Below are 12709 nucleotides of genomic sequence, written 5' to 3' on the forward strand. Positions count from 1 at the left end.
CTTGGCGACAATGGGCCCGAGATGAACAAAAGCCCGAAGGCGAGAGCTTGAAGTCTTGGCGGGACCGCAGCGAAGCAGATCGGCGAGAGCCGGTCGATCGGAATATGCAGCATCAGAATTCAATTTAAGAGGAAGGATATCAAAATGGACGTTCGCGCCGCCGTGGCCACACAGGCAGGAAAACCGCTCGAAGTGATGACCGTGCAGCTGGAGGGGCCGCGGGCCGGCGAAGTGCTGGTGGAGGTCAAGGCGACGGGCATCTGCCATACCGATGATTTCACTTTGTCGGGCGCCGATCCGGAAGGCCTCTTCCCGGCGATCCTCGGCCATGAGGGCGCCGGCATCGTCGTTGATGTCGGCCCCGGCGTCACTTCGGTGAAGAAGGGCGACCACGTCATTCCGCTCTATACCCCGGAATGCCGCGAATGCTATTCCTGCACCTCGCGCAAGACCAATCTCTGCACCTCGATCCGCGCGACCCAGGGCCAGGGCGTGATGCCGGACGGAACCAGCCGCTTCTCGATCGGCAAGGACAAAATCCACCACTATATGGGCTGCTCGACCTTTTCGAACTTCACCGTGCTGCCGGAAATCGCCCTTGCCAAGGTCAATCCCGACGCGCCATTCGACAAGATCTGCTACATCGGCTGCGGTGTCACGACAGGCATCGGCGCCGTCATCAATACCGCCAAGGTGGAGATGGGCGCGACCGCCATCGTCTTCGGTCTCGGCGGCATCGGCCTCAACGTGCTTCAGGGCCTGCGTCTTGCCGGCGCCGACATGATCATCGGCGTCGACATCAACCCTGACCGCAAGGCCTGGGGCGAAAAGTTCGGCATGACCCATTTTGTCAATCCGAAGGAAGTCGGCGACGATATCGTGCCCTATCTCGTCAATCTGACCAAGCGCCACGGCGACCTGATCGGCGGCGCCGACTACACGTTCGACTGCACCGGCAACACCAAGGTGATGCGCCAGGCGTTGGAATCTTCCCATCGCGGCTGGGGCAAGTCCATTATCATCGGCGTTGCCGGCGCCGGCCAGGAAATCTCCACCCGTCCGTTCCAGCTGGTTACCGGCCGCAACTGGATGGGCACGGCGTTTGGCGGCGCGCGCGGCCGCACCGACGTGCCGAAGATTGTTGACTGGTACATGCAGGGCAAGATCCAGATCGATCCGATGATCACCCACACCATGCCGCTCGAAGACATCAACAAGGGCTTCGAGCTGATGCACAAGGGCGAAAGCATCCGCGGCGTGGTCGTGTACTGAGCCATGAAGACGATCTCGACCGAAAATTCTCATGGCGGCACCCAGGGCGTCTACGTTGGTCGCTCGGAAGCCTGCGACTGCGACATGACCTTTGCGGTATTCCTGCCGCCGCAGGCCAAAGCACGGAAGCTGCCGGTTCTATGGTACCTTTCCGGCCTGACCTGCACCCATGCGAACGTCATGGAAAAGGGCGAGTATCGGCGTCTTGCCGCAGAACTCGGCATGATCATCGTCTGCCCCGACACCAGTCCGCGGGGCGAGGCCGTCCCGGATGAACCTGATAATTGGCAGTTCGGCAAGGGAGCCGGCTTTTACGTCGACGCCACTGAGCCGCCGTTCGCGCAGAATTATCGGATGTACAGCTACATCGTCGATGAATTGCCGAAGCTTATCGAAGCCGAATTTCCGGTCGACATGGACCGACAGGGAATCTTCGGTCACTCGATGGGCGGACATGGCGCGATCACCATTGCGCTCAAGAACCCCGGACGCTTCGGCAGCTGCTCGGCCTTCGCGCCGATCAGCCATCCCTCGGTCTCCGGCTGGTCAAAGCCGGCATTCCGGAAATACCTCGGCGCCGATGAAGCGCGCTGGCGAGCATATGATGCCTGCTCGCTGATCGAAGACGGGCACCGGTTCCCGGAATTCCTCGTCGACCAGGGGACGGCGGATAGTTTCCTGGAGGACGGATTGCGCCCCGAAGAGCTCAGGCAAGCCTGCGAGACGGCCGGCATCAGCCTGCGGCTTCGCATGCAGGAAGGCTACGGCCACTCCTACCTCTTCATTTCGACTTTCATGGAAGACCATCTGCGCTGGCACGCGCGAAGGTTGGGAGACTGATTGCAGAGCTTGGCCGGGCATATCGCAAACGGCCCAGAAGGGGAGGAGAAACCCATGACCAGCATAGCCATACATCCGGCAGTGGATTCAGGCTTTCGGGCGACTGACGCTGCTTTCGCAGGCGGGACGCTCGTCTGCAAATGCGCAAGCAACCCGGTGAAGGTCAGGATCAAAAGCGATATCGCCCACAATCACGCCTGTGGCTGCACGAAGTGCTGGAAGCCCGAGGGCGCAGTCTTTTCGGTCGTGGCAGTTGCGCCGACCGAAAGCGTCGAAGTTCAGGAGAATGGCGACAAGCTCGCCGTCGTCGATTCCACAGCCTTGATCCAGCGCCACGCCTGCAAGGAATGCGGCGTGCATATGTATGGGCCGGTCGTGCGCGAACATCCGTTCCAGGGACTGTCGTTCGTCCATCCGGAACGCTTTCAGGAAAGCGGCTGGGCGAAGCCGGGTTTTGCGGCCTTCGTGTCGTCGATCATCGAAAGCGGTTTCGACCCCGCAAAGATGGACGCTGTCAGGGCGCAACTGAGGACGTCCGGCCTCGAGCCTTACGATTGCCTAAACCCTGGCCTGATGGACTACATCGCAACCTGGATGGCCAAGAAGAGCGGCGTCCTGGCCGCGTGATTTGACCTTGGGGAGCGCCGACGCGGTGCTCCCCAGCAAAACTGCCGCTATCGGGATATAGAGATATTCCGTGATGGCCGCGCGCCGGCCTGCCGGCCGCCCGGGCTAGCCGGATCGAAGCCAAGGGAAACATTGGACAAACCCATTTTCATTGACGATCATGATCCGCTAGCGCATGTCTTTCGGATTCGATGAGCACGCTCTTACAGGCGACAGGGAGATGAGTATGCGACCCGATCAGCATCGCCAGGCAGATGACGCTGCGAAGTCGGCCAGCCGGCTCAAGGTCGGGTTCGTTCTGGCGCGATCGTTCACGCTGTCCGCCTTCGCCCTCTTCGTGGACACGCTGCGGCTCGCCAGCGACGAGCAGGATCGTTCCGGAAGAGTCCTTGCCGACTGGCAGGTGATTGGCAGCACGAGGCACCTGATCACCGCGAGCTGTGGTGTCCAAGTCGCGCCGACGTCGGATTTCGTCGACCCGTCGCGCTTCGATTACATCGTCGTCGTCGGCGGTCTGCTGACGGTGGAAAACCCCGTCGACCAGGAGACCATCGCCTTTCTCAAGCAGGCGGACGCCAAGAAGGTGCCGCTGATCGGCGTGTGCACGGGGTCGTTCATCCTTGCCGCGGCGGGCCTGATGAAGCGGCATGAATCCTGTGTAAGCTGGCTGCACTACAAGGAGTTCCGGGAGCGCTTCCCCGATCTCAACGTTCGTTCCGACCGGCTCTTCAATCTCGATCGCCAGCGTGGGTCCTGCGCCGGCGGCAGCAGTTCAGCAGACATGGCCGCGCTGTTGGTCAGGAAATACATCAGCCGCGACGCCGAACGAAACGCACTTGAGGTGCTGCAGATCGAGAGAGCCCGCGCAGCTGCGGACGTCCAGCCCCGGCGTCCGCTCTATGACGATTATGACGATGCCCGCGTCAAAGCGGCGATGATCACGATGGAACAGTTCGTCGACGGCAGCATGTCGATCGAGAAGCTTGCCTCCACAGTTGGCCTGTCGAGGCGGCAACTGGAGAGGATCTTCATCGACAAGACGGGGATGTCTCCGGCCAAGGCCTATAATCGTGTTCGCATGGAGCGGGCGAAATCGATCCTTGCCCAGTCGAAGGCGCCTCTGATCGAGATCGCGCTGGATGTCGGCTTTGAAAATGCCTCGCAGTTCACAAGAACCTTCAAGCGCACATTCGGGCAGACGCCGTCACAGCATCGTGCTGCTTCGAGAGCGCACTAGAACAGGATGATTTAGGCCGGGTCGGCCTCAATCATCCTGTTCTAAATTATATAGTTAGAGCATGATGTCGTACGAAAACCGATCACACTTTTCGGCATCATGCTCTGGGCTTATTCAGATCTCTTCCCACGGAAACGTGTCCAGCCGCTCGGCTCCCCGTGCCGTGATCAGAGCCTGGGTTTCCAGTTTGATGCTCTCGGATCCGGCTTCGGCAATCAGGCTTTCGACGTTGAGAACCATGTTCTCCTCGATGATGCCGCTGAAATCAGGGTCGAAATCCGGATGCAGAAGGATCCCCGGCCATTCGTCCGCCATTCCGGTTCCGTGCAAAGCAAGCGTGTATCGATAAGGTTGGTATTTCTCCGGAATCCGCCACGACAGCGCATTGAACTCTTCGAACGTCATGCCGGGCTTCAGGACGGCGAGATTGTGCTCGATCTGATCCCTGGCAGCGGCGTAGAGTTCCTTCTGCTTGGCGCTCATCGCCACATGTCCCGCTGTCCACGAACGCGACAGGTCGGCGCAATAGCCGTAGGGTCCGATCATATCGGTGTCGAAGGATATCATCTCCCCGCGTTTGATGACGTAGTCCGAGCATTCCTGATACCAGGGGTTTGTTCTCGGGCCTGCGGTCAAAAGCTTGGTCTCCAGCCACTCGCCGCCGCTGCGTGCGTTTTCGAAGTGAAGCTCGGCCCAGATCTCTCTTTCGGTGCGGCCCGGCTCGGATACCTCGTACATCCGCGCCATGCCTGCTTCGCAGACACGGATCGTCCATCTCATCAGCTCGATCTCGTCGGCGCTCTTGATGGATCGCGCCCGCTCGGCCAGTTCCTGGCCGTCTAAGAGCATGAAGCCGCGTTCCCGCAATTCGAACGCGCCCGCCGGTTCAAGCCTGTCCACCGCCACGCGTTTGTTGCCGCCATTGCGGCTTACGAGGTCCGCGACCTCGTCCGCCCAGGTTTTCAGTCGGGGTTCCATAAGGTTCCCTGATGTGAAGAATATCCATGACTTCGCCGGCCGGATCTCGTCGATGCCGGGAAGCCCGTCATTGACGTGTTCGGCGCCTTCGAATTCGAAAAGTATGGCCGGCCTATCGGCGAGGATCAGAGCGTAGCGCGAGGCGTTGTGCATCGTCCAGATGCTCATATTCGATGAATCGAAGGCATATCGGATGTTGACGGGATCATAGAGAAGCAGGGCGCCGCAGTCCCATTCGCGCATCTTCCCGCGCAGGCGCTCCAGACGATAGCGGCGAACCCGATCGAGCGTCGTAGCCGGCACAGGACTGATAAGAGGCCGGTCGGCTCCTTCAGGGTTGAGGTATGCCTGCTTTCGCGCGTCCTTGAAGATATTCGAGCCGGTCGGCTCGGCGGAATCGCTTTCCTCTCGCAGCATCTCAGTCAGTCCTTGTTGCGGTGAACGACGCCCCGGATGTTCAGCGTTCGATGATCAGATCGCTGAGCGGCTTGGAGCAGCAGGGCAGGAAGAAGCCGGCGTCGATTTCCCGCTGACGAATTCCGCCATTGTGGTTCATGTCGACCGTGCCTGACGTAAGCTTCGACTTACAGGTGCCGCAGACACCGTTTGCGCAGGACGACGGGATCCTGACGCCTGACTTTTTCGCACAAGAGAGCACGCTCTGGTCGCCGGAGACGTCGATGCTGCGCGCCTGCTTCGAGAAGGTGACCTGAAAGACCTTGGCAGCTGCCTCCTGAACCACGGGGATCTCGGGTTCGTCGATGACCGCGGCGTCGAAGCTTTCCTCCAGGTAGTTCGAGCCGGGTACGCCGAGTTCGGCGGCAATGCCGCGCGCGGCGGCCATGAACGGGGCGGGGCCGCAGCACATCACAGTTCGCTCGGCGATATCGGGAACCGCAAGCCGCATGTAGTCCTTCGAAATACGGCCGGTCAGACCGGGCCAGGACGGCTCGCCGGCCACGGTCTCCGGGAGGAAATGCAGGCGAAGGCCTTTCAGCCTGCGGGCGATGCAGGCCAGTTCGTCGCGAAAGATCAGATCCTGCGGCGTCCGGCCGGCGTGCATGAAGGCGACGTCGGCAGGTTCGCAACTGTCGGCGATCTCACGCAGAATGGACATGACGGGGGTAATGCCGGAGCCGCCGGACAAAAGCAGAAGCTTGCGTCCCGACGTCTCGGGCCTGACGAAGTGGCCGAGCGGTCCATTCGCCTTGACGGTCGCGCCGGGAACCAGGGTGTCATGAAGCCAGTTGGAGATCTTTCCGCCGGGGACGCGCTTCACCGTCACGGAGAAGGCGTTCGTCCGATGCGGCGAGGAGGAGATGCTGTAGCACCTGTTTTCAGCGTCTCCATTATGTTCCAGGTCGAACAGAAAATACTGCCCTGCCTTGAACACGAACCGCTTGCCCTCACGCGAGGCAAAGGTGAACGTTTTGACGTCATGCGTCTCCTGCTGGACGTCGAGGCAGACGAGCGCGTCGTCTTCTTCCGGGTTCCAGACGTCGTGAAGGGCGGCCCTGGCTACGGGCATCTGCGGGCTCCTAGTATCCATGGGCGCGCATCCGATCGATGTACCAGCTGGCGAACTTGTCGAGGTTCGTCTCGGAAAAGCGGGAGTAGGGGCCTGGCTGATAGGCCGGGTCGAGAGTGCCTGCATGGGAGCGCGCCACCAGATCGGCGTCCTGGTCCGTCGTCGCGACCCAGACATCCGTCAGCTTGTCGAGATCGTAATCCACGCCTTCGACGGCGTCCTTGTGGACCAGCCACTTGGTTCTGACCAGCGTCTTGCCCGCCGAGAGCGGGATGACGGTTGCCACCACGGCATGGTCGCCCATGAAGTGGTTCCAGCTGTTGTGGCCCCAAAGATGCGTGTCGCCGAGATCCTTGCGGGTCATGTGCCCAAGAAGCTTGGAGGATGCGGCGGTGGCGTCGTGGGTCTGGGATTCGCCGGCGCCTGCGATGATCAGCCGCTGGGTGCGGAAGTTGGTGGCGCAGTCGGCGAGCTGCTCGATGGCAGCCGAGGGGAAGCCGTCAGACTCCCACGCCTTCGTCTGCTCTTCATACAGCCTGAAGTGTTCCTCGGCCTGTTCGCGATCCTCCGGGCTCAGCGTCTCCGGGTCGAAGCCGAAGTCGAGATCGACGAAGGAGACGCAAAGCTCCGGATGGTTCGCGGAGCAATGGTAGCATTCGCGATTGTTTTCCATCGTCAGCTTCCAGTTGCCATCCTCGATGACATCCGTTTGGAAGGCAACCTTTGCGTTTCGGATGTCGTAGGGGGCGAGGCGCTCGGTCACGGCCTGTTCGAGGATGGCAATGTCCTCGGGCGGATTGTCGGAGAGACAGACATAAACCAGCCCGCCGATCGACTTGAAAGTGACGGGCTTGAGGCTCCGACACTCCTTGTCGAAGTCCTTGCCCATGTGAGGCGCGTAGCTGAGCTCACCCGTCAGTTCGTATGTCCAGGTGTGATAGGGACAGACGAGTTTTGAAACGATCGTCTTGCCCGGATCGAGAAGGCGGGAGCCGCGATGGCGGCAGACATTGTGCAGGACGCGAATTTCTCCGTCGTCGTCACGCAGAAGGATCAAGCTCGTCTTGCCGATATCGATCACGGTGGCGTCACCGGGTTCGGGAACATCGCAATCGAGACCGACACAAATCCAGTGATTGTGGAAGAAGACGTCGATGTCTGCTTCGAACACGTCTTCCCTGACGTAAAGGCCGGCCGGCAGAGAGTGACCATTGGCACGAGCGTCGAGAAGGGCGGAAATGGAAGATGGGAGCTTGTTTAGCATCAGAACCTCTTATGCGAGAGTTTCCCCAAATTGCTCTTGCAGTTGCGTTGTTTCAACGGCATAAAAAATTAGGTTCGCATGAGTTTTTATCATGCGATAAGGGGTTCTGTGATGCACTTTAGAAGACGGATCCCGTCGTTGACGGCATTGGTAACCCTGGAGGCGGTGCTCAGAAAGAAGAGCTTCACCACGGCTGCGACCGAATTGGGTGTCACCCAGGCGGCGGTCAGCAGGCAGATTGCCTTGCTGGAGGAGGAATTCGGCCTGCCCCTATTCGTGCGCAAGCATCGAGCGATCGAGCCGACGGCGGCATGCATCAACCTCGGAGCCACGCTGGCCAAGAGCTTTGCCGATATTGCCGAGAGCGTGGAAGCGCTCCAGTCGCGCAGCCAGGACGTGTTGACCATAGGGGCGACCGTTGCATTCTCTTCTTTCTGGCTGCTGCCGCGGCTGGCCGAATTTCGCCGTGCGAACCCCGGCATCCTGGTGCGGGTGATATCCCAGGACAGCTCGATCGCTCTCGATGACGGAGAAGTCGATGTGGCAATTCGATATGGTGTGCCTCCCTTCAGCGATAGCACCGTCATCGCCTCGCATGGCGACGTCATCTGCCCCGTCTGCTCTCCCGACTATCTCAAGCGTCGCGGAGATGGCCCGCTCGGCTCCGCCGACGAATTCATCGAAACGGATGTTCTCGATCGGTCCTGGTATAGCTGGGCGCAGTGGTTTTCGCTGACCGGCGCCAACCTCGAGGTAAAGCCGTCGCTTCGGTTCAACCACTATACCGAAACCATCGCAGCCGCGCGCGCAGGCCAAGGGATCGCCTTGGGATGGCGCATGCTGGTGGGCACCTTTCTGGAGGATGGAACCCTGGTGCAGATCGGCGGCGGCGAGCTTGCGGCGGAGGATCGTTACAACGTGATCGTGCCCGTCAAAGCCAAGCGAAGCAATGCGCGGGACCTTGCCGCCGCCTGGCTGACGGCATCACTGCACGGGTGATCGAAGCATAGTCACAAACCCAGTCCCACGGTTGCCGTCCGGTGAACGCCTTTCGGGACGAATGCGAAGCGATCTGCCAGGCCAAGAAAATCGGCCGCCAGGTGAATGACGGAAAGCCACATTTCCGTTCCCTGCAAACTCGGCTCACCACCATCCGCAAATGGGAATCCTTCGCCATCCTGCCATCTCTCCAGGGCCCTTGATATGAGCTTGCGGGCGATCGCTTCGCCATCGCCCCGCCTGTAGTCGGTCTGCCGGGCAATCAGCAGCAGAGGGTGTATCGTATCGAGCAGGTTGCACGCATTGTATTTTGAGGCAACGAAGCCCTTGTGGTTGCGATAGTTGAGGTGAACCGTCTCGAGCGAGGCGTGCGGGTGGGGAAGTGCCACGCCGAACTGGGCGTAGGTGCCGCGCGTCAGGCGATAAAAGCCGTTCACCGGTTGAAGCCATCCTTCCGCCGCGGTCGGTTCACCCCATAGTCCCGAAACGCTGTTGGCATTACGGCTCAGCCACTCGAAAAGCGCCTGCCGTGAATGCCTGATGCCGAAATACTTCGCATTGAAGTACATGGCAGTTCCGATTGCATCGACCACGCTTCCGGCGTGCCATGCCCGAGTCGACCAAGGCAGAGCGCTCAGCCATTCATCCAGCTCCCTGGCGACGAGCTCGACCGCATGGACCGGTTGGCGTGGACCGGAACCAAGCAGTTCAAGCGCATAGCCAACCGCAAGGACGTTATAGAGCGCCTTGCCATGCATTCGCGCATGCTCTTCCGGGAAAAGGCCGGTCTCTCGGTCCTGAAGACCTTGGAGACGCTCGACGGTCTCCGCCGCATCGAGGTAAGGCGGCAGGTAGCCGAAGCCGGCAGCGATCTCGATTGCATCGCAGAGATGCCGGATCGCCGGTCTGCGGATGCCGTCTGCTTCCAGCGATTCATAGGCTCCGTCCGTTTTCCAGCGCGCAAGAATATCAGGCCATTGGTCTTTCGCTTTCTGGCCGAGCCTGACCAATTGATCTTCGATGTCGCCAGTGCCGGATTTTTTGGGCGCCGAGCCTCGGCTCCGCAGCACCCGGGCGGGCACGCCACCGGCAATCGCCATGGCGGGAATGTCCCCCGTGACCACTGCTCCGGCGGCGATCACCGCTCCGTTTCCAATGGTGGCGCCATCGAGGATCACGCAATTGGCGCCGATCCAGACATCGTCACCGATCGTGATGCCGATGCTGACGACACCCTGGCGGTGTATGGGAATGGTCGGATCGTCGAAGCCATGATTGAAGCCGACGATCGAGGCATGCGAAGCAATCCGCACGCCATGACCGCACGTCACCGTGCCGGAAACACAGGCATAGGGATTGATGGTGCAATCGTCGCCGAGAATCACATCGCCGCGAACGAGGGCGTGCCCGGCGATCCACGACCGCTCGCCCATCGTCAGGCTTTCGGTGAAGATTGCGGCATTCTCGGCGATGTAGGACGTCTCGGCCAGCTCCGCGCCGCATGATCGCCTGAGTTCCGCCTTGCGAGAGAGGTGAGCGGGATGATCGAGATCCGACGCTATGTGTTCCCAGGTCAGGTATTGAAGCCTGCGCGCTTCCCTCTCTTCGCTTGCCGATGTTTGCTGGCTGTTGGCCTGATCCATCCTGCTCCTCATTCCCAGGTTCAACCGCCGAATATTCACCTGATTCAGCGATCCGTTGTCTCGCTGCATCAGACGGCCGGATCCGTCCAAAAGCAAGACTTCCGGCAATGGCGGCCTTCTTCAAGGTTGGCCGGCGTGATCACAAGCCGATCTTTCGTGACGTGGAATTTCCGCTCCATCTTGCGCGGCCGATACGGCTCCCGTCCGAATTCGCGATTTGCAGAGACGTCATGCGCCACCGATCATCGGCAACGTGCTGAGCCATCTGGAAACTTTGATGCGAGTTACGCCGCGTTCAGAAGTTCAGCGCTGACCGGCATTCCCATATGAAAGCCCTGGACCCGGTCGATGCGAAGATCCTTGAGAAGGGAAAACTGTGCTGCAGTTTCGACGCCTTCCACCAGGATCGTATTCCCGCGATTGCGGATGAGAGCAATCATGTCCTGAAGCATCGTCAGACCGCGTGGGTTCGAGCAGTCGTGCAGGAAGGTTCTATCGACCTTGACCGTCTGAAACTCGATTGCCCTCAGCCAAGAGAGGCCCGCGAAGCCGCAGCCGAAGTCGTCAAGCCAGATTTCGACGCCGAGTGCCCGCAGATCGGCAATGCATTTCAGCACCTCCGCCTGCATATCCATGTCCAGGCCTTCGGTGACTTCCAAGGCTAGTCGCGACCCGCAGACCCCGCAGCGATCAAGGATTTCAGCGACACTGGCAGCAAAGCCGGGGGAACGCAGCTGTATCGGCGAGACGTTGACGCTGACCGTCGCCATGCGATCGGTCATCAGTATATCCCGGCAGGCCGTCTCGATCGCCCACCTGCCCAATTCGAGGATAGCGCCACTTCGTTCTGCAACTGGAATGAATGTCTTCGGGGAAACCGCGGTGCCATCCGGCATTCTGAGGCGCATCAAAGCCTCGACAGCTCTTGCTTTCCCGTTGGTCACGTCGAAGATCGGTTGGTACACGAGCGAGACCAGTTTGCGATCGATAGCGGCCGCCAGCAGCGGGACGAGTTTGCCAGCGTGGTCGTCGGGGCGGGGTAAAAACGGATCAAAACTGCGAATGCAGTTTCGGCCACTTGCTTTGGCATTGTAGAGAGCGAGGTCGGCTTCACGGACTATTCGTTCGACTTTCTCGCCAACTTTCTCGCGGGTGAAGGCGACGCCGATGCTGACGGTTACGGTCGACATATCATCTGGTCGCTCGTCGTGAGCAATCGCAAGTGACTCGACTTCCATTCTGATCTTGTCGGCGAGGGCCATCGCAACCTTGGGAAGGGCAGCCGGCATGACCACGATAAACTCCTCGCCACCATACCTGCCGATCATGCCATCGGACGACTCTACAATCGCCTTCAGCGCATTGGCGATGACAGTCAGGCATCGGTCTCCTTCCTGATGTCCATAACGGTCATTGAAGCGTTTGAAAAAGTCTACGTCGATGAGGAACACGGAGAAGCCGCGGCGTTCATCCTTCCAGGCGGCCCAGCATTCGTCGAGCCGCCGATCCAACGCGCGTCTGTTGCTTATGCCTGTCAGGTAGTCAGTATGTGAAAGCTCGAGCAGTGACCTTCCTCGTTCGGACGCTTCCCAGTGCTGGTGGCGAGCCTCTGCCGCGTTGAGCAACACGTTTCGACGCTCCACATTCAATCGCCAATTGACGAAAGACGTGAAAACGAAGCACGAAATGTAGAATAGCCCGAAGGCAAGCTTGTAGGTTTGGCTTGAGGGGAAGAATTCCTCGATCGTAATGAAAAACGCGCATAGAACGAGGCCTGAGGTGATCACCGAAAGCCGAAACGGGAAACTGAAAAACAGGTTAGCGCCCATCATGAAGATGGCGCCGAATACCATGTAGTATGACATGGCGGTGACGTCGCGGGTGGCAATCGCCGGGTAAAGCCAGGCTACATAGCCCACAAGCAGCGCAGCGGCGCATGTGATGTCGAGCCAGACGGTTTTCGCATTTGCCAGTCGCAAGATTTCGAACGCCAGCAGAGCGATCGTCGCAACGACGAATCGAGCGGCGATCGTCATGGAAGCGACATCGGGGATCAGCCAGCGGTCGGGAAGTGCGAAGGCCACATAAACGGCGACCGCCATCCAAAGACCACACCGTGAGCTCTGCCTTCGGACAGCATCATTTTCGGTTTTCAGAGATTTGAGGGCATCGGCGAATGAAAAGCTGGCGGCTGATTCATCGCGCTGGACATTAGCGCAAGCCGCGATCATGCAACGACGCCGACCCGACAGCCATCTAAAGTATGTTGAAAAGTAAGCCATACTTCGGCGCCCTCCAAAATCGCGTTCGGCAATCTGCAA

At 59.8% G+C, this 12709-nt stretch carries 10 protein-coding genes; 5 read left to right on the forward strand and 5 right to left on the reverse strand.

The annotated features are described in order from the left end of the window. Nucleotides 1-144: 144 nt before the first annotated feature. The 4 genes from HFO71_RS21370 (at nt 145) to HFO71_RS21385 (ending at nt 3976) form a co-directional block, all read left to right on the forward strand. Nucleotides 145-1272, forward strand: a complete 1128-nt coding sequence (locus tag HFO71_RS21370; RefSeq protein WP_132612111.1) for an S-(hydroxymethyl)glutathione dehydrogenase/class III alcohol dehydrogenase — start codon at nt 145-147, stop codon at nt 1270-1272. Between the two features lie 3 nt (nt 1273-1275). Further along, nucleotides 1276-2112 carry an S-formylglutathione hydrolase gene (fghA, locus tag HFO71_RS21375; RefSeq protein WP_077976788.1) on the forward strand — a complete coding sequence of 279 codons (837 nt, stop codon included), beginning with the start codon at nt 1276-1278 and terminating at the stop codon, nt 2110-2112. Nucleotides 2113-2166: 54 nt separating this feature from the next. After that, on the forward strand, nt 2167-2739 hold the full coding sequence (gene gfa, locus HFO71_RS21380; RefSeq protein ID WP_132612109.1) for an S-(hydroxymethyl)glutathione synthase: 573 nt from the start codon (nt 2167-2169) through the stop codon (nt 2737-2739). Nucleotides 2740-2965: 226 nt separating this feature from the next. Continuing rightward, nucleotides 2966-3976: a GlxA family transcriptional regulator gene (locus tag HFO71_RS21385; RefSeq protein ID WP_077976790.1), complete on the forward strand. Its 1011-nt coding sequence runs from the start codon at nt 2966-2968 to the stop codon at nt 3974-3976. A gap of 114 nt (nt 3977-4090) precedes the next feature. Here HFO71_RS21385 and HFO71_RS21390 read toward each other — a convergent pair whose 3' ends face one another. From HFO71_RS21390 to HFO71_RS21400, 3 genes are read right to left on the reverse strand one after another with little or no spacing between them, the layout of a single operon-like run. After that, complete coding sequence (locus tag HFO71_RS21390) at nt 4091-5371, reverse strand: M24 family metallopeptidase (protein WP_221980072.1); 1281 nt, start codon at nt 5369-5371, stop codon at nt 4091-4093. A gap of 40 nt (nt 5372-5411) precedes the next feature. Further along, complete coding sequence (locus tag HFO71_RS21395; protein WP_221988406.1) at nt 5412-6482, reverse strand: FAD-binding oxidoreductase; 1071 nt, start codon at nt 6480-6482, stop codon at nt 5412-5414. 10 nt (nt 6483-6492) lie between these two features. Then, a complete protein-coding gene (locus HFO71_RS21400; RefSeq protein ID WP_077976793.1) occupies nt 6493-7746 on the reverse strand; it encodes an aromatic ring-hydroxylating oxygenase subunit alpha in 1254 nt (417 codons plus the stop codon). A 111-nt stretch (nt 7747-7857) separates the two neighbouring features. Here HFO71_RS21400 and HFO71_RS21405 point away from each other — a divergent pair, with 111 nt between their 5' ends. After that, nucleotides 7858-8745 (forward strand): LysR substrate-binding domain-containing protein, encoded by an 888-nt coding sequence (locus tag HFO71_RS21405; protein WP_077976794.1) that lies wholly within the window; start codon nt 7858-7860, stop codon nt 8743-8745. 11 nt (nt 8746-8756) lie between these two features. On the opposite strand, the gene HFO71_RS21410 is transcribed toward HFO71_RS21405, so the two are convergent. Together HFO71_RS21410 and HFO71_RS21415 are read right to left on the reverse strand one after the other, a co-directional pair. Next, entirely contained in the window at nt 8757-10388 is a 1632-nt protein-coding gene (locus tag HFO71_RS21410; RefSeq protein WP_077976795.1) for an acyltransferase, read from the reverse strand. Nucleotides 10389-10672: 284 nt separating this feature from the next. After that, a complete protein-coding gene (locus tag HFO71_RS21415) occupies nt 10673-12670 on the reverse strand; it encodes a putative bifunctional diguanylate cyclase/phosphodiesterase (protein WP_077976796.1) in 1998 nt (665 codons plus the stop codon). Nucleotides 12671-12709: the final 39 nt, after the last annotated feature.

It is taken from the genome of Rhizobium laguerreae, assembly GCF_019778565.1.
Lineage (GTDB): Bacteria > Pseudomonadota > Alphaproteobacteria > Rhizobiales > Rhizobiaceae > Rhizobium > Rhizobium laguerreae.